A 16639-nucleotide genomic window follows, 5' to 3' on the forward strand; every position below is an offset into this window, starting at 1 on the left:
GCTTATGGGGGGACACTAGCAGAACTACGGTTCTGTTTGTGATGCGTGAGTGTCATACGAGTAGGCCCGGTCATGACGACCGGGCCTACTCGCGATGGGTTCGTCAGACCAGCGCCTGCTACCGGTTCACGGGGTGTACACCGACGGCCGGGGCGCGGTCGCCATGCCGTTGCCGATGAAGAAGCTCGGGTGCGGGGGCTGGTTGTACGCCGTGTTTTGCCAGGCGAGTGCCGTGCGGTACATCGTGTCGTGCAGCAGGGTGGTGATCTTGGTGCCGGTCTCGACGGGCGTGGAGTACACCCGCAGGGCCGTGTTGTTCGACGTGGGCCAGACGACCTCCTCGCGCCAGTCGCCGAGGATGTCGCCGGACAGGGACGGGGTCGCCTTGGTGCTGTTGTTGGAGTGGACGTCGGACCCGGTCAGCAGCCGGGTGTCGCCCGAGGGGCCGTACTTGTCGATGTGGGTGTTGTCGAGGAGTTCGCGGACGGGATCGCCGTCCCACCAGGAGAGGAAGTTGGCCGAGGACGGTTCGCGGCCCTTCGTCGCGCCCGACTCGTCGCGGATGGAGGTGTCGGAGGCCGACCAGACCTCGGCTCCGTCGTTGCCCGCCCAGATGTCACCGGCGACTCCACGGCCGTTGTCACAGCAGGCGGCCAGCTTCCAGTCGACGGTGCCGTTCGCCGGGTTGATGTACAGCTCGGCGGGCTGGCTGGTGGACTCCGAGACCTTGAAGTACTCCAGGCCGGCGTGCGACGGGTCGAGGTCGCCGAGGTGCTGGGCGTCGCCGTGCCCGGTCCTCGTCGTCCACAGGCCGTTGCCGTTGTCGTCGACCGCCATCGCGCCGTAGACGATCTCGTCCTTGCCGTCGCCGTCGACGTCCCCGACGGAGAGGCTGTGCGAGCCCTGACCGTCGTAGCCCTTGCCGCTGTTGGAGGAGGAGTTGGTGTCGAAGGTCCAGCGGCGGGTGAAGGTGCCGCCCCGCCAGTCCCAGGCGGCGACGACCGTGCGGGTGTAGTAGCCGCGGGCCATGATCAGGGAGGGGCGGGCACCGTCCAGGTAGGCGGTGCCGGCGAGGAAACGGTCCACCCGGTTGCCGTACGAGTCGCCCCAGGAGGAGACCGTGCCGCGGGCCGGGACGTAGTCGACGCTCTGCATCGCCTTGCCGGTCTGCCCGTTGAACATGGTCAGGTACTCGGGTCCGGTGAGCACATAGCCGCTGGAGTTGCGGTGGTCGGCCGAGGAGCTGCCGATGACCGCGCCGGTGCCGTCGACCGTGCCGTCCGCGGTCTTCATGGCGACCTCGGCCTTGCCGTCGCCGTCGTAGTCGTACGCCTGGAACTGTGTGTAGTGCGCGCCGGAGCGGATGTTGCGGCCCAGGTCGACGCGCCACAGGCGGGTGCCGTCGAGCTTGACGCCGTCGACGATCGTGTTGCCGGTGTAGCCGGACTGCGAGTTGTCCTTGGCGTTGGTGGGCTGCCACTTGAGGACGAAGTCGAGGGCGCCGTCGCCGTCGAGGTCGGCGACGGAGGCGTCGTTGGCCGCGTAGGTGTAGGCGACGCCGTCGGGGGTGGTGCCGCCGGCCGGCGGGGAGATGGGAACGTCCTTGTAGCCGGTGCGGAGTTGGACGGCGTGTACGGAGTCGGCCTGCTCCACACCTCCGACGATCTCGCGGACCGTGTAGTCGGCCTGGGCGGGGGCGCCGGAGTGGAAGTAGTTCGTCGAGCCCGTCACCGGCGTGGAGTTGACCTTCGTACCGGCCCGGTAGACGTTGAAGGAGACGTCGCCGGGGTCGGTGCCGAGCCAGCGCCAGCTGACCAGGTTGCCGCTGTCGGTGTGCACGCTGACCACACCGCGGTCGAGCTTCTCGACCTGCCGGGCGGTGGCCGCCGTCGGGGCCCCTCCCGCGCGGGTCAGTTCGAGCGTGGGGGAGGTGTCGGGGGTGGTGAGGGTGGTGAGTCCGGCGCCGACCAGGGCCGTGACGGCGGTCATCGCGCCGAGGAGCACGCGGCGTCCGCGGTGCGAAGGCGGGGCGGGGAGCGGGGGCGGCTGGGGGTGCGGGTGCTGCACGGGGCGGGCCTCCTGAACGGGGGGACGGACGCATTCCGGTCCCTGTCAGTCGCCGCCGTGCTCGCCCGGGTTGCCGTATCTTCCAGCCAACTCGGCGACCGTCCGGGCGATCCGCTCACGCAACTCGGGCGGATGGAGGACCTCGACACCGGTGCCCAGGCGCAGGAACTCGGCGTGCGCGTGGTCGACGGACTCGATGGGGACGGTGACCACCGTCCAACCGTCCTGCTCGGTACGGCCGTTCGCCCGCACGGCCATGGGGAGCGTCACGCCCGGCGCCACGCGGACCACCGCCTCGGCACGGTGCAGCCGGTCATGGAAGTCACGCTGGTAGGCGGTCCAGTAGGCCGCTAGGTCGAAGCCGTCGGGGCGTGTGAACTCATCCTCCGAGAGCGCCAGTTGGAGAATCTGATCGACGCGGAAGGTGCGGGGGCCCGGGCCGGCGACCACGTACCAGCGGCCCGCCTTCAGCACGAGCCCGTACGGCTCCAACCGGCGTTCCCCATCGGTGGGTTCACGCCACCGGCGGTACAGGACACGCAGGACCCGGTTGTTCCACACGGCGTCCGCGACCGCCGGCAGGAACGGCGCCTCCTCGGCCCGCGCGTACCAGCCCGGTGCGTCGAGGTGGAAGCGGCCGCCGACCCGGTCGGCATGCGCGCGCAGTTCCGGCGGCAGCGCGGCCCGGACCTTGAGCTGGGCGGCGGCCAGGACGGGACCGAGGCCCAGTTCGGCGGCGGGACCGGGCGCACCGGCGAGGAAGAGGGCCTCGGCCTCACCCGCGGTCAGGCCGGTGAGGCGGGTGCGGTAGCCGTCGAGGAGCCGGTAGCCGCCGGCGTGGCCCGCGTCGCCGTACAGCGGGATCCCGGCCGCGCCCAGCGCCTCCACGTCCCGGTAGACCGTGCGGACGGACACCTCCAGTTCCTCGGCGAGCTGGGCGGCGGTCATCCGCCCCCGGGTCTGGAGCAGCAGCAGGATCGAGACGAGCCGGGCCGACTTCATGATCTCAGGATGCCCGACTTCACTGACACAGGATGTCAGTGAAGCGGCCGTACGGTCCCGTCCATGGCCTTCAGGGAGAAACTGCTGACCGTGCCGCCACCGATCGAGGTGGCCGGTCGTCACATCAAGCGTTACCACGTCACCGCCGACCCGAACGGCATCGCGCCGGACGTGGCGAAGGCGGCTTACTCGATTCTTCCGGAGCTGCTGCCGGAGCCGGACGGGACGCCGCCCGCGACCTTCGTCGTGCTGCACCGGGGCGACGACGACGGCGCCTATCTGAACGCGTACAGCTGGGTGTGGGACAACGTCCTGCACTTCCGGGGCGCGTCGGCGGGCCAGCCGGTCCTCGGCTGCCCGGACCGCGACCCCACGCACTTCATCCGGCCCGACCTGCCGTGGATCGGCTGCGTGTGGGAACTGCCGCCGATCCTGCACGAACGGGACGCCTGGGTACGGCATCTGATCGCCCCCGAAGTCCCCGACCTCGACGCCTACATGGCCGACTCACTGCCCGCCGGCACGACTGGAGACCGCCCATGAGCAGCCCGCACGACTTCGACTTCTTCCACGGCGCGTGGGAGGTCCACCATCGCCGCCGCACCGACTTCCTCGACCCGGACAGCGGTTGGGAGGAGTTCTCGGCCACCAGCCGCTGCTGGAGCCTGTTCGACGGGGCAGCGAACATCGACGAACTCGACGTGCCGGGCCGGCGGTGGAAGGGGCTGACGCTGCGGCTCTACGACCCGGAGAGCGAGCAGTGGTCGCTGAACTGGTCCTCCAGCCGCAGCGGGAAACTGTTCCCGCCGGTGGTCGGCCGTTTCGAGGGCGGGCGCGGCGAGTTCCACGGCGAGGACACACACGACGGCAAGGAGGTGCGGGTGCGGTTCGTGTGGTCGGGGATCTCCGACACCACCGCACGCTGGGAGCAGGCCTTCTCGGTGGACGACGGGGAGAGCTGGGTGACCAACTGGTTCATGGACTTCGCTCGGGCTTGTGGAACCCCAGCACCCTGAACACCGGATCGGCGCGCCGTCGGTCCTGGTCGGGCAGGGCCGCCAGCCGCGCGGCGAACTGTTCGGCCAGCGGGTCGTCGGGCGGGACCCGGGTGAACCAGCCGCGCCGCAGGTCCGCGGCCGTACTGCGCGGGCTGCGCCCCTGACCGACGCCGGGGAAGCGGGCCCGGCCGACCGGATCCAGTCCGCAGGCCACGGCATACGTCGTGACGGCTTCGGTGGCGTCCTGGGCCGGCCGGCGCGGGCGGGGCGCGAGGACCGCGTCGATGTCGCTGCCCACGTCGTGTGCGGCGGCCTTGTCGACGGTGGTGACGTACGCGCCGCCCGGCCTCAGCACGCGGGCGCACTCGGCGACGACCGCGCGGACGTCGCCCGGGCGGTCCAGCAGATGCAGCAGCCAGACACTGGTGACGGCATCGAACGAGCCGTCGGGGAACGGCAGCCGCCTGCTGTCCGCCAGGACGATCGCCCCGGGGAGACGTTCGGCGGCCGTCCGGGCCATGCCGTACGTCAGGTCCACGCCCGTCACCCGCAGGCCGGGGCGGGCCGCGGCGAACCGCCGGGTCACGATCCCGGTGCCGCAGGCGACGTCGAGGAGCCGCCGGGCATCCTCCGGGACCAGGCCGAGCACGGCGTCGGCGGCCGCGGCGGCCCTGGGCTCGCCGCCGCGGGTGACGTCGTAGGCGTCGGCCTCCTTGTCGTAGTCCAGCACCGCCGTCACTGCGCCCCGTGGGCGGCGGCGAGCTCCTGCACCTTGTGGGCGAGCTCGAAGTCCAGCTCGGTCACGGTGCCGCCCGCGCTGTGCGTGTTCACGCTGAGGGACACCGTGTTGTAGCCGAGGGTGAGGTCGGAGTGGTGGTCGAGCTCCTCCTGGACCTGGGCGATGTGGACGACCATCGCGGTCGCGGCGAAGTGCGTGCCGAGCCGGTAGGACCGGGTGAGGCGGTCGCCGTCGACCGACCAGCCGGGCAGTTCCGCGAGCCGGTCCTCGATCTCCTTCTGCGACAGCGGTTCCACGGGCATGGCCTCGCTCCTTCCTGAGTTGCGGATGCCTGTCCAGCCTGCCACAGCTGGGCCGCTTCGGCCCTGGTCAGACGGGCTCCCGAGGGATCGGGTCGCCGAGGGCGCCCCCGATCGCCCCTCCCAGCGGGCAGCCGCGCACGTCGGCGCGCCGGGGCGCCGCGGTCTCCGAGGTCCACGGTCCGGTCGAGCACCCGTTCCTCGGCTGCCGGCGACTCTGCTCCTGGCGGGCGTTCCTCGGCTACGGTCGTCGGTATGACCACCGTCGCGTCCGGTGACGCCGCTCCCGCCACCGTCCCCGCCGACCCGGGCGTCGGCCCGTTGCTGCGGGCCTGGCGGGAGGAACGGCGGGTCAGTCAGCTGGAGTTGGCGCTGCGGGCGGACTCCTCGGCCCGGCACGTCAGCTTCATCGAGACGGGCCGTGCACGGCCGAGCGAGGAGATGGTGCTCAGGCTGGCCGAGCACCTGGAGGTGCCCGTCCGGGAGCGCAACGCACTGCTGCTGGCGGCGGGGTACGCGCCCCGGTATCCCGAGACCCCGCTGACCGACCCGGCGCTGGAGGCGCTGCGCGAGGGCATGGAGCGCCTCATCCAGGGCTACGAGCCCTACCCGGCGCTCGTGGTCGACGCGCTGTACGACGTCGTCGCGGCCAACCGGGGCATCCTGATGCTGCTGGAGGGCGTGCCGGAGTCCCTGCTCGTCCCGCCGCTGAACGCGATGCGGCTGACGCTCCACCCGGAGGGCCTGGCACCCCGTATCCGCAACCTTCGCGAGTGGCGCGGGCATCTGCTCGCGCAGATGGGGCGGCAGATCGCCCTGCGCCGTTCGGAGCGGCTGCGGGCGTTGTACGACGAGGTGTCCGCGTATCCGGTGCCGGAGCAGGACGACGACGCCGGTCCACCGGCCGAGCCCGGCACCTGTTTCGCGTTGCCGATGCGGATCGAGCACGAGGGACGGACGCTGTCGTTCGTCTCCTCCATCTCCACCTTCAACACCCCGATGGACGTGACCGTCTCCGAGCTGGCCATCGAGACCTTCCTCCCGGCCGACCCCGCGACGGTCAAGTACCTTCACTCACTGCTGCCTTGAGGAACCCTCAGGTCGTCGTGCCGGACGCGGACGGCACCTGATACCCCGGGTAATGGGGCCACCGTCGCAAAACGGCACCCGTGTCGCGTGTGTCGCGGTTCCGGCCCGGAGAGACTGATGAGACAGGCAGCGGAACATGACACACTGCATCCGGACTTCGACGCGTAGGGGAGGCGTGGCGTGAGTGAGCGGCGTCCTGCTCCCACGGTGGGCCAGGTGGTGCTCGGCAGGCGGCTGCAGGAACTGCGGGAGGCGGCCGGCCTCAAACGCGAGGAGGCCGCGCGGGCGCTGCGGGTGGCCCCCGCGACCGTACGGCGGATGGAGACGGCCGACGTCGCGTTGAAGATCCCGTACGTGCAGGTGCTGTTGGAGACGTACGGCGTCGCCGACGACGAGGCGGCCGCGTTCGTGGCACTGACCGAGGAGGCCAACCGGCCCGGCTGGTGGCAGCGGTTCCACGACGTGCTGCCCGAGTGGTTCAGCATGTACGTGAGCCTGGAGGGCGCCGCCGGGATCATCCGCTCCTACGAGCCGCACTTCGTGCCGGGTCTGCTGCAGACCGAGGCCTACGCGCGCGCCGTGATGGAGGCCGGGACGATCGGGCAGGCGGGGCCGGGGACGGTCGACCGGCATGTGTCGCTGCGGATGGCCCGGCAGGAGCTGCTGGAGCGGACGAACCCGCCGCACCTGTGGGTGATCATGGACGAGACGGTGCTGCGCCGGCCGGTGAGCATCGACGGCGAGGTCATGCGCGACCAGCTGGACAAACTCGTCCAGCTCGCCGAGAACGACCGGATCACCCTCCAGGTCGCGGAGTTCGAACAGGGCCCGCACCCGGGCACGTACGCGCCGTTCTCCCTCTTCCGCTTCACCGAGCCGGAACTGCCCGACATGGTGTTCACCGAGTACCTCACCGGTGCCCTCTACCTGGACTCCCGCAAGGAGGTCGTCGCGCATCTGGAGGTCCTGGACCACATGTCGGCGCGGGCGGCCTCGGCGGAGCGCACCAAGCAGCTCCTGAGGGAACGCCTCAAGGACTTCTGAGGCCGGGCTCAGGCCGCGCCGCCCTTGCGGTCCTGGTCCTTCTCGTCGTCGACGATCTCGGCGTCGACCACGCCCTCCTCGTCCTGCGGTGAGCTGTGCGCGCCGTCGGCGGCGCCGTCCGTCGGGGTCTGCTGGGCCTGGGCGTACATGGCCTGGCCCATCCGCTGGCTGACGGAGGCGAGTTTCTCGACGCCGGTGCGCAGAGCGTCGGTCTCCGCGTTCTGCTCCAGGAGCTGCTTGACCTCGGCGACCGCCGCCTCCACCTCTCCCCTGGTCTCGGCCGGGACCTTGTCCTCGTTCTCACGGAGGAACTTCTCGGTCTGGTAGACGAGTTGTTCGGCATGGTTGCGGGTCTCCGCCGCCTCCCGGCGGCCCCGGTCCTCCTCGGCGTACTGCTCCGCCTCCCGCATCATGCGGTCGATGTCGTCCTTGGGCAGGGCGGAGCCGCCGGTGACGGTCATCTTCTGTTCCCGGCCGGTGGCGAGGTCCTTCGCCGAGACGTGCATGATCCCGTTCGCGTCGATGTCGAAGGCGACCTCGACCTGCGGCACGCCGCGCGGCGCGGGCGGCAGGCCGGTGAGGTCGAAGACGCCGAGCTTCTTGTTGTACGCGGCGATCTCCCGTTCGCCCTGGTAGACCTGGATGCCCACCGAGGGCTGGTTGTCGGCGGCGGTGGTGAAGATCTCCGAGCGGCGGGTGGGGATCGTGGTGTTGCGCTCGATGAGCTTGGTCATGATGCCGCCCTTGGTCTCGATGCCCAGGGACAGCGGGGTGACGTCGAGGAGCAGGACGTCCTTCACGTCGCCGCGGATGACGCCGGCCTGGAGCGCCGCGCCGACGGCGACGACCTCGTCCGGGTTGACACCCTTGTGCGGGTCCTTGCCGGTGAGCTCCCTGACCAGCTCGGTGACGGCGGGCATCCGGGTCGAGCCGCCGACGAGGATGACGTGGTGGATCGCGGCCAGCTTGATGCCGGCGTCCTTGACCGCCTGGTGGAAGGGGGTCTTGCAGCGGTCGAGGAGGTCCGCGGTGAGTTCCTGGAACTGGGCGCGGGTCAACTTCTCGTCGAGGTGCAGCGGGCCCTCGGCGGAGGCGGTGATGTAGGGCAGGTTGATCGTCGTCTCGGAGGAGCTGGACAGCTCGATCTTGGCCTTCTCGGCGCCCTCACGCAGTCGCTGCAGGGCCATCTTGTCGTTGCCCAGGTCGACGCCGGTCTGCCCCTTGAAGCGCTTGACGAGGTACTCGACGACCCGCTGGTCCCAGTCGTCGCCGCCGAGGTGGGTGTCGCCGTTGGTGGCCTTGACCTCGATGACCCCGTCGCCGATCTCCAGCAACGACACGTCGAAGGTGCCGCCGCCGAGGTCGAAGACCAGGACCGTCTGCTCCTCCCCCCGGTCGAGGCCGTAGGCGAGGGCGGCGGCGGTCGGCTCGTTGATGATCCTGAGGACCTTCAGGCCCGCGACCTCCCCGGCCTCCTTGGTGGCCTGCCGCTGGCTGTCGTCGAAGTACGCGGGCACGGTGATCACGGCGTCGGTGACGTCCTCGCCGAGGTAGGACTCGGCGTCCCGCTTCAGCTTCTGCAGCACCCGCGCGGACAGCTCCTGCGCCCGGTAGCGGGTGCCGTCGATGGAGCCCTCCTGGGGGAACCGCCAGTTCGAGTCGCCCATGTACCGCTTGACCGAGCGGGCGGTGCGCTCCACGTTCGTCACGGCCTGCCGCTTGGCGACCTCTCCGACGAGCACCTCGCCGTTCTTGGCGAAGGCCACCACCGACGGTGTGGTCCTGCCGCCCTCCGCGTTGGCGACGACCGTGGGCTCGCCGCCTTCCAGCACCGCCACCACCGAGTTCGTGGTCCCGAGATCGATTCCGACCGCACGTCCCATCGCTGTTCCCTTCCACCGCGCCAGCGGAGCCTGTGCACTCCAGCAGAAAACTTGAGTGCGCTCTTGTCAATGGGTGGCTCCTGTCAGGAGACGGGTACCCCGGCATAGGAGGACGGGTACCCCGGCTCAGGAGGACGGGTACCCCGCCGGGCGCTCGTCGTGCCGTCCGCCGCGCAGGGCGAGGGCCCGCCGGGGGCGGTCCGTGACCAGGACGTCGACCCGCGGGTCGGCCAGGAAGGTCCGCATCGGCAGGTCCTCGTTGATCGTCCACACCATGCTGAACAGGCCGTGCCGGGCCGCCTCGCGCAGCACACCCGCGCGCGCCAGCCGGTGGTGCACGGCGACCCCGCCCGCTCCGCAGGCACGGACCCGCCGCATGGGCAGCAGCTCGCTCAGCCGGGTGGCGGCCAGGCGGGCCGGAGCGATGTCCCGGCGGTCGCGGCCCAGCGACAGGGCCGTGCGCACCTGCGGGAAGCCCCGCGCGATGGCGGCGACGGAACGGTCCTCCAGGGTGGTGGCGACGAAGCCGTCGGTGCCGAGCAGGGCGATCGCGCGGTCGATCACCGTGCGCTCGTACCCGACCTCCTTGAGGTCCAGGTGCCCGGCCAGTTTCCCGGCGATCAGGGACATGATGTCCTCCATGACCGGTACGGCGTATCCGGCCCGTTCGCAGAGTTCGGCATGCGTGATCGTCGACAGGGGCGGGCCGCCGGGACCGACCCGGGGATCGTGGTAGACGACGAGGACCTGATCCGCGGTGCGCCGGATGTCGAACTCCACGTACTCGGCGCCGGAGCGGACCGCGTCCTCGTACGCCTCCCGGGTGGCGGCGCCGGCGTGTTCGGATCCGCCCCGGTGCGCGGACACGGCGGGTCGTCGCGACATCGGCGGGTCAGCTCCCGGACGGGGATCGGGGCGCGGGCACCGTGGCGGGCCGGCCGTCGGGCGGGGACAGGAGGGCGCCGGAGCGTCTGCTGACCCTCCGGAGCAGCAGGTATCCGATCACGGCGAGGACCACGAAGGGAAGCCAGGCCAGCGCGTACGCCGTGCCGTACGTGTCGAGGTCGAAGATGGAGCGGTCGGAGTGGACGTTGGTGCCGTTGACCCCGAAGTACGTCAGCAGCAGGGTCGGCGGCAGCGCGATCAGGGTGGCCGCGGCGACGAGCGCGGAGACGGTGCGGTCACGGCGATCGTCGCGCTCGGCGAGTTCGGCGTCGAGGGCGGCGGAGCGGGCGCCGATGACGGAGGTGAGCCGTTCGACCATGCGCGCGGAGTTCTCCAGGCTGTCGCGGATGCCCAGGGTGTCGCGCAGGGAGGACTGGAAGGCCTCCATCAGCATCTCCGGGATCAGCAGGCTGTCCACGTACGCCTCGACGCCGAAGGCCAGGTCCAGCTGGAGTTCGTTCACCCCGGCCGACAGCCGGGAGATGAGGGAGCGGACCTCGTACGGCGAGTCGGTCATGGGGGCCCGCTCGTTGGCGCGCATGGTCTCGAAGGCGGCCAGCCGGGTGCGCTGGAGCACGGCGAGGGCGGAGATCATGCCGACGGCGACCAGGATCAGGCCGTTCTCGACGTGCGGGGCCCAGCCGGCCTGGACGGAGACGCCGCGGCCGTGCGCGGAGAGGGTGACGCCGTGGTTCCTGAGGTTGGGCGGCAGGGTGTCCTCGGCCTCGGACGTGCGGTGCGCGGGCAGCCGGCCGCGGTAGACGATCTCGTTCAGCAGGGCGGCCCTGCGGGTGGCGTCGGCGAGGTCCGCGCTCAGCAGGTCGCGCCGCAACCGCCCGCCGGGGAAGACCAGCTGGTGGACGTTCTGGCCGTAGGTGAGGGGGGTCGGCAGGGCGAGCCGTTCGTTGACCACGTCGAGCAGCGGCCGGTCGCCGAGCAGGATGCGCCGACGGTCGAAGCAGGTGTCCGCCAGCCAGGCGGCGAGGGCGTCGGGCGTGGTGTCCGCGGCGAAGCCGCAGTCGACGAGGAGGGTCACGTCGCCGCGCGGGGTGGCGAGGACCAGGAGTTCGGCGGCGGCGAGGGCGAGAGCGTGGTCGCCGTGCGCGGGCCGCAGCTCGTCGGGGCCCAGGTGCTCGGTGAGGACCGGCACGGGCAGGACCGCTCCGCTGGACCTCAGATGGGGTTCGAACCGGCCGAAGTCCAGCCGGTCGACCAGCGCGTCGGACGTGGTGCTGTGCGGGCGGGCGCGGCCGTCGAGGCTGAACAGCAGGACCGCGCGGGTGAGTTCACGGGTCGCGGAGTCGAGCACCGTCGTCCCGCCTGAGGTTCCCGCCACCGATGAGTCCTCCCAGCGCCCGGTCGTTCCACCGCCGTCAGCTACTTACCCGGGCCGGTGCCGGTGAACCGGCCGGGCACGCCCACCGGCCGTGCGCACGGGTCGGCCGGGCCACCCGCCGGGCGCCCCGGCGTGGGGCGGCCCGGCGGATGCGCTGTCCCGGGTGCCGGTTCAGGCGAGCTTCGCCGACAGCGTGATCGATACGGCCTTCAGGGCCTGGCTGACCGGGCAGTTGACCTTGGCCTGCTCGGCGGCGGCGACGAAGCCCGCCTCGTCGAGGCCCGGCACCGTGCCCTCGACGGTGAGGTGGATGCCGGTGATCCCCTCACCGGGCTGGAAGTTGACGTCGGCGGAGGTGACGAGCTTGGTGGGCGGGGTGCCTGCCCCGGCGAGGCCGTGCGAGAGAGCCATCGAGAAGCAGCTGGAGTGGGCGGCCGCGATCAGCTCCTCGGGGCTGGTCTTGCCGTTCGCTTCCTGGGTGCGGGCAGCCCACGTCACCGGCTGCTCGCCGATGGCGCCGGAGGTGTCGAAGGTGACAACGCCGTTGCCCTCGAGCAGGTTGCCTTCCCAGACGGTGTGTGCGGAGCGCGTGGTGGCCACGGTCATTCCTTTCGTATGGTCCCGGTGACGGGATGACGGCACCATCCGATCACACTCCGGCCCGGCTCACGCGAAGGACCTGCCCGCCCGCGCTGAACGACGGCCGCGCCCGACAACACGGATCAGGCGACCCGTCGTTCCTGATGCTCGGTCAGCGGGACCTGGGGGCCGTCCGTCTCCTGGAGCCAGCGGCGCAGCACCTGGTGGATGTGTTCGGCTCCGACGAGTTCCGTGCCGTCCTCGACGGGCGCCGACAGGGCCAGCGGCGACAGCAGGAAGGCCTTGGCCTGGGCCCCGCCGAGACCGCCGTGGGAGCCGATCTGCTCCTCGAAGGCGAGGACCTCCCCGTCGGCCGGGTCGTACCAGGAGTTGACCATGATGTCGGCGGTGTGCGGGAAGGAGTGGGTGCGGCGGACGGCGTCGGCGGCGCCGGGCCCGAAGTCGGCGAGCGGACCGGGGTTGTCGTCGAGTTCGTCGAGCGGGATCTGCGCGCCGAACGGACCGAGGACGACTCCCCCGTGCTCCTCGCTGCGCACCAGCAGGAAGCCGATGCCGGGATGGTTGGCGAGGGTGGTCAGCAGGGCGGGGTGGCGGGCGTCGATCTCCTCCTTGGTCATCCGGTGGTGCACGTCCGGGAAGGAGACCAGGCCCAGGTTTCCGGAGGCCAGCACGATGGGTTCCGAGCGTGGGCCCGACGGGCGGAACTGCTCGGCGCGCTCCTCGACCGGCCGGCGCAGTGCGGCGCGCACGGCCGCGCGGGCCTCGGTGCCGCTGTGGGTGCGCCGCGCCCGGCGCGGCACGGGCAGCCCGGCGCCGGCCCGCACCAGGTCGGAGAGGGTGAGTCCGTAGCGGGAGCGGAAGGTCTCGCCGGGGCTCTGCCCGTGGTCGGACAGCACCACGATCCGGTATGGGCGAGGGGCGTGCTCGGCGACGGTCTCGATGAGGGCGAGGGAGCGGTCGAGGCGTTCGAGGACCTTCTCCGCGTCCCGGCTGGCCGGCCCGGAGTGGTGGGCCACCTCGTCGTACGCGACGAGGTCGGCGTAGACGGCGGTGCGTCCGGCGAGCATGTCGCCCATCACGGCGGCGACGACGACATCGCGTTCGACGACGGTCGCGAAGGCGCGGACGAACGGATAGAGGCCGCCGCGCCCCACCCGGGGCCGTACTTTGCGCGCGCGGGCCCGGCTGGACTCGCCTATCTCACGTCCGACGTCGGCGACGAAGGACATGGCGGTGCGCACCGCGTTGGCCGGGTCGGAGAAGTAGGCGAAGTACCCCGCCCTGGAGCGGGTCTCGCGGCTGCGGCGGCGGGTGGCTATGGACAGCACCAGGGCCTGTTCGTCGGCGCCGCCGGAGAACAGGTTGCCGCGGCTGGCGCCGTCGACGGTGAGCAGTCCGGCGTCGCCGGTGGCCTCCACGGCGCGGCGCTGGAGCTCGAGGGCACTGGTCGGGCGGTTGCAGACCATCACCTCGCCGCGGTCCTTCTCGTACCAGCGGAAGGCGGGGATGTCGTGGTTGCTGCCGTGCAGGATGCCGAGTTGGCTGGCGCCGGTCTGGCTGGACCAGTCGGTGCGCCACGGGGTGAGCCGGTGGCTGGGTCCGCCTCTGGTACCGACGCCGACACCGATGCCGGTGGCGAGCCAACGGGCGACGGTGGGCATCAGTCCCCTGTCGACGGCGTCGAGCAGCACGTCGTGGCCGACCCCGTCGAGCTGGACGAAGACGGTGCCGGGGGCGGGGGAGCAGGCCGGGCCGGATCGGCGGCGGCGGTCGGCGAGCCGGTACAGGCGGCGCCGGTAGGCGTCGTCGTCGCGGACGGCGAGCGCGGCGCCGGTCGCGGAGGCGACGGCGGACATCACGGCGGCCACCACGACCGCGGTCTCCGGAGCGGCGTCGCCCTGCTCGGTGGGGTTCAGCCGCAGCGCGAGCAGGAGCAGCGCGCCGTTGAGGAAGAACACCAGCAGCCCCAGCACCAGGGCGGGCACCAGCAGCAACAGCCGTACGAGGAGGGGCCAGACGAGAGCCGACAGGAGGCCGAAGGCGCCGGCGCCGAACGCGGCGGTGACGGCGATACGGGTGGCGCTGTCGCCGTCGGCGGACTGGAGCCGGAAGTCCGGCAGGATCCCCGCCAGTACCAGCATCGTGAGGGTGCAGACCACCCATACCGCGACGCTCCGCCCGACCTGACTGGCAACCCGCCGCCAACGCCCTGATCGCACGCCCCGCACACCTCACGTCCCGGCCCGTCGTCGGTGCGGGCTCCTGAGCCAAGCCTGTCATACGGGTTTGTCCAGGCGGCCTCTTCGGCAGCGCTAGCGCCCGTCGTACCCGGCCGTGGGCATCGACAGCCTGCGGTGCACCCGGGCCTTCATCTGCGCGTCGTACGCGGGTTCCGCGTGGCCGACGGTCTCCACCCGCACCCCGCGTCGGGCGCACTCGGCGGTGAACTCGTCCACCGACGCCAGCGCGCTGCGCAGCACCCGTAGGCTCGGCGCGACGAACAGGTCACGGCCGGGCCGCACTCCCTCCCACAGGACGCCGTGGTCGGGGCGCAGCGCGCACACCAGGAGTTCCCTGGTGACGACGTGACCGCGCTCGGCGGCCCAGCGGGCGCACATCGCGTGCTGGCTGCGGGAGTCCACCAGGAACGGGTCGTCGTCGAGCTCTTCGAGGGGCGTCAGGCTGGCGATGGCCGTGACGCGCAACGGTAAAGGCGTGCCGAGGTCACCTCGTACCCGTCCCATGGAGTCCCCCCTCACCTCCGGGTTTCGCCGCCGACCCTACTCCTGCCCGTACCCTTCGGGGGAGTCGCGCGAAGGAGGCAAAGAGGTGCCGGTGGAGATCACCTGGTGGGGTCACGCGACCTGCACGGTCACGGACTCGAACGTCCGCGTGCTCACCGATCCCCTGTTCGTCAGACGGCTGGCACATCTGCGGCGCCGTCGCGGGGCGCTGCCCCCGCCGGGCGCCTGGCAGGCCGACGTGGCGCTGGTCTCCCATCTGCACGCCGACCATCTGCACGTCCCGTCGCTGGCCCGGCTCGCACCGGGCACGCGCCTGCTCGTACCCCGGGGCGCGCCCCGTGCGGTACCGGGGCTGCGCCGGCTCACTCATCTCCGGCTGAGCGAGGTGGCGCCCGGGGACCAGGTCCGGGTCGGCGATCTGGTGGTCCGGGTGGTGCCGGCCCGGCACGACGGGCGGCGGCTGCCGTTCGGACCGCACCGCTCCCCCGCCCTCGGCTATGTCGTCGAGGGTGAGGCCCGCACCTACTTCGCCGGGGACACCGGCCTCTTCGACGAGATGGCGAAGGAGGTCGGGCCCATCGACGTGGCGCTGCTGCCGGTGGGCGGCTGGGGACCGTACCTCGGCGAGGGGCATCTGGACGCCGGCCGGGCCGCTCAGGCGCTGGCCCGGCTCGCGCCGCACAGCGCGGTGCCGGTGCACTACGGCACGTACTGGCCGATCGGGATGGACGCCGTGCGCCCGCACGAGTTCCATACGCCGGGCGACGAGTTCGTGCGCCTCGCGGCCGCGCACGCGCCCCGGGTGGCGGTGCACCGGCTCGGGCACGGGGAGAACATACGGCTGGGGGCCGCACGGTGAGCTGGCTCGCCGTGGTCCCGACGGTGGAGCCGACCGCGTCCGCTCAGCAGGCGCTCGGCTATCCGTCGCTGTTCCTGCTGGTGCTGATCGGGGCGCTGGTGCCGGTGGTCCCGACGGGGGCGCTGGTGAGTTCGGCGGCCGTGGTGGCCTTCCACCAGACGGCTCCGCTCACGCTGGTGCTGGTGTTCGTGGCGGCCTCGGCGGCCGCGTTCCTCGGTGACATGGCCCTGTACTGGCTGGGGCGGCGCGGCATGAAGTCGAAGAACGGCTCGCGCTGGCTGGAGGCGATCCGTTCGCGCGCGCCGGAGGAGCGGCTCACGCAGGCCCAGGAGAAGCTCGCCGACCACGGGGTGGCAGTGCTGGTGCTGTCCCGGCTGGTGCCGGCCGGCCGGATACCGGTGATGCTGGCCTGCCTGATGGCCGAGTGGCCGATGCGGCGGTTCGCCCGGGGGAACCTGCCGGCGTGCCTGGCCTGGGCGGTGACGTACCAGGTGATCGGGATCCTCGGGGGCTCACTGTTCCCCGAGCCCTGGGAGGGCGTGGTCGCCGCGGTCGCACTGACCGTGGTGATCAGCACGGCGCCGAGTGTGTGGAAGAGGATCCGTCGGCCGGCGAAAGCCTGATGGGGGATTTCGGGTGTCGGGGGACCCAGGTGTGCTGTCCCGGGACCTTGGCCGCCGACGTCCGCCCCGCTGGCGCGAAGGTCCGGTCGGACACCAGCTACTGGCAGACTGCCGTCGAGGAGCACGTCCGCGATCGGGTAGGGGCCGCCGTGACCAGCCAGCCAGTGGTCGAAGCGCACGTCGCCGGCGGAAAACGTCGCGCCGGTCGCCGTGGCCGAGGTCGTCGACGAGGCGGCCCGCTGCGGCGATTGTGGGATCCGCCGGCGGATCGGTGGGCGGAGGCGGGGCGGTACGGACGGCGCGGACAGCCGGGCGGACCACCGCGCGCACCGTCGGCTCGTCGAGCGCCTCAGGCCGCTCTGGGCGAGCGTGGCGTGTCGGCGGGATCAGCTCCGCGACGTCGCCGGTACG

Annotated in this window: 16 protein-coding genes; 6 read left to right on the top strand and 10 right to left on the bottom strand. The window is 72.0% G+C overall.

What is annotated here, in order from left to right:
* Positions 1–126 precede the first annotated feature (126 nt).
* Positions 127–2067: a rhamnogalacturonan lyase gene (locus tag ACFYRY_RS31670; protein WP_389153255.1), complete on the bottom strand. Its 1941-nt coding sequence runs from the start codon at positions 2065–2067 to the stop codon at positions 127–129.
* A 45-nt stretch (positions 2068–2112) separates the two neighbouring features.
* Complete coding sequence (locus ACFYRY_RS31675; protein ID WP_389153258.1) at positions 2113–3069, bottom strand: helix-turn-helix transcriptional regulator; 957 nt, start codon at positions 3067–3069, stop codon at positions 2113–2115.
* 63 nt (positions 3070–3132) lie between these two features.
* Here ACFYRY_RS31675 and ACFYRY_RS31680 point away from each other — a divergent pair, with 63 nt between their 5' ends.
* Together ACFYRY_RS31680 and ACFYRY_RS31685 are read left to right on the top strand one after the other, a co-directional pair.
* Positions 3133–3612: a hypothetical protein gene (locus tag ACFYRY_RS31680; RefSeq protein ID WP_389153261.1), complete on the top strand. Its 480-nt coding sequence runs from the start codon at positions 3133–3135 to the stop codon at positions 3610–3612.
* Positions 3609–4085 (top strand): hypothetical protein, encoded by a 477-nt coding sequence (locus tag ACFYRY_RS31685; protein ID WP_389153263.1) that lies wholly within the window; start codon positions 3609–3611, stop codon positions 4083–4085. The genes ACFYRY_RS31680 and ACFYRY_RS31685 overlap by 4 nt, the downstream gene beginning before the upstream one ends.
* Here ACFYRY_RS31685 and ACFYRY_RS31690 read toward each other — a convergent pair.
* Both ACFYRY_RS31690 and ACFYRY_RS31695 read right to left on the bottom strand, forming a co-directional pair.
* Positions 4045–4797: a class I SAM-dependent methyltransferase gene (locus ACFYRY_RS31690; protein ID WP_389153266.1), complete on the bottom strand. Its 753-nt coding sequence runs from the start codon at positions 4795–4797 to the stop codon at positions 4045–4047. The genes ACFYRY_RS31685 and ACFYRY_RS31690 overlap by 41 nt on opposite strands.
* Before the next feature lie 5 nt (positions 4798–4802).
* On the bottom strand, positions 4803–5108 hold the full coding sequence (locus ACFYRY_RS31695; protein ID WP_389153269.1) for a 4a-hydroxytetrahydrobiopterin dehydratase: 306 nt from the start codon (positions 5106–5108) through the stop codon (positions 4803–4805).
* A 252-nt stretch (positions 5109–5360) separates the two neighbouring features.
* Here ACFYRY_RS31695 and ACFYRY_RS31700 point away from each other — a divergent pair, with 252 nt between their 5' ends.
* Positions 5361–6194 (top strand): helix-turn-helix domain-containing protein, encoded by an 834-nt coding sequence (locus ACFYRY_RS31700; RefSeq protein ID WP_389153272.1) that lies wholly within the window; start codon positions 5361–5363, stop codon positions 6192–6194.
* 180 nt (positions 6195–6374) lie between these two features.
* A complete protein-coding gene (locus ACFYRY_RS31705; RefSeq protein WP_389153275.1) occupies positions 6375–7238 on the top strand; it encodes a helix-turn-helix domain-containing protein in 864 nt (287 codons plus the stop codon).
* 8 nt (positions 7239–7246) lie between these two features.
* Here the strand turns inward: ACFYRY_RS31705 and dnaK are convergent, their stop codons facing one another.
* From dnaK to ACFYRY_RS31735, 6 genes are all read right to left on the bottom strand, one after another.
* Positions 7247–9121 carry a molecular chaperone DnaK gene (gene dnaK, locus ACFYRY_RS31710; protein ID WP_389153278.1) on the bottom strand — a complete coding sequence of 625 codons (1875 nt, stop codon included), beginning with the start codon at positions 9119–9121 and terminating at the stop codon, positions 7247–7249.
* 126 nt (positions 9122–9247) lie between these two features.
* Complete coding sequence (locus ACFYRY_RS31715) at positions 9248–10006, bottom strand: glycerophosphodiester phosphodiesterase family protein (protein WP_389153281.1); 759 nt, start codon at positions 10004–10006, stop codon at positions 9248–9250.
* 7 nt (positions 10007–10013) lie between these two features.
* On the bottom strand, positions 10014–11402 hold the full coding sequence (locus tag ACFYRY_RS31720; RefSeq protein WP_389153284.1) for a hypothetical protein: 1389 nt from the start codon (positions 11400–11402) through the stop codon (positions 10014–10016).
* Between the two features lie 171 nt (positions 11403–11573).
* Complete coding sequence (locus ACFYRY_RS31725) at positions 11574–12002, bottom strand: OsmC family protein (RefSeq protein WP_389153287.1); 429 nt, start codon at positions 12000–12002, stop codon at positions 11574–11576.
* A gap of 122 nt (positions 12003–12124) precedes the next feature.
* Complete coding sequence (locus tag ACFYRY_RS31730; protein ID WP_389153290.1) at positions 12125–14230, bottom strand: phage holin family protein; 2106 nt, start codon at positions 14228–14230, stop codon at positions 12125–12127.
* An 84-nt stretch (positions 14231–14314) separates the two neighbouring features.
* On the bottom strand, positions 14315–14746 hold the full coding sequence (locus tag ACFYRY_RS31735; protein ID WP_389153292.1) for a hypothetical protein: 432 nt from the start codon (positions 14744–14746) through the stop codon (positions 14315–14317).
* Positions 14747–14831: 85 nt separating this feature from the next.
* Between ACFYRY_RS31735 and ACFYRY_RS31740 the strand changes: the two genes are divergently transcribed.
* Positions 14832–15605, top strand: coding sequence for an MBL fold metallo-hydrolase (locus ACFYRY_RS31740; RefSeq protein WP_389153295.1), 774 nt, complete (start codon positions 14832–14834; stop codon positions 15603–15605).
* Positions 15602–16228: a DedA family protein gene (locus ACFYRY_RS31745; protein ID WP_389153298.1), complete on the top strand. Its 627-nt coding sequence runs from the start codon at positions 15602–15604 to the stop codon at positions 16226–16228. The genes ACFYRY_RS31740 and ACFYRY_RS31745 overlap by 4 nt, the downstream gene beginning before the upstream one ends.
* Positions 16229–16639: the final 411 nt, after the last annotated feature.

This window comes from Streptomyces sp. NPDC005263 (assembly GCF_042872365.1).
In the GTDB taxonomy this organism is placed as follows: Bacteria; Actinomycetota; Actinomycetes; order Streptomycetales; family Streptomycetaceae; genus Streptomyces.

Excerpts from the sequence above, each read along its gene's own strand:
- ACFYRY_RS31675 (WP_389153258.1), bottom strand. The coding sequence starts at position 3,069 with ATGAAGTCGGCCCGGCTCGTCTCGATCCTGCTGCTGCTCCAGACCCGG.
- ACFYRY_RS31680 (WP_389153261.1), top strand. The coding sequence starts at position 3,133 with ATGGCCTTCAGGGAGAAACTGCTGACCGTGCCGCCACCGATCGAGGTG.
- ACFYRY_RS31685 (WP_389153263.1), top strand. The coding sequence starts at position 3,609 with ATGAGCAGCCCGCACGACTTCGACTTCTTCCACGGCGCGTGGGAGGTC.
- ACFYRY_RS31695 (WP_389153269.1), bottom strand. The coding sequence starts at position 5,108 with ATGCCCGTGGAACCGCTGTCGCAGAAGGAGATCGAGGACCGGCTCGCG.
- ACFYRY_RS31700 (WP_389153272.1), top strand. The coding sequence starts at position 5,361 with ATGACCACCGTCGCGTCCGGTGACGCCGCTCCCGCCACCGTCCCCGCC.
- dnaK (WP_389153278.1), bottom strand. The coding sequence starts at position 9,121 with ATGGGACGTGCGGTCGGAATCGATCTCGGGACCACGAACTCGGTGGTG.
- ACFYRY_RS31715 (WP_389153281.1), bottom strand. The coding sequence starts at position 10,006 with ATGTCGCGACGACCCGCCGTGTCCGCGCACCGGGGCGGATCCGAACAC.
- ACFYRY_RS31735 (WP_389153292.1), bottom strand. The coding sequence starts at position 14,746 with ATGGGACGGGTACGAGGTGACCTCGGCACGCCTTTACCGTTGCGCGTC.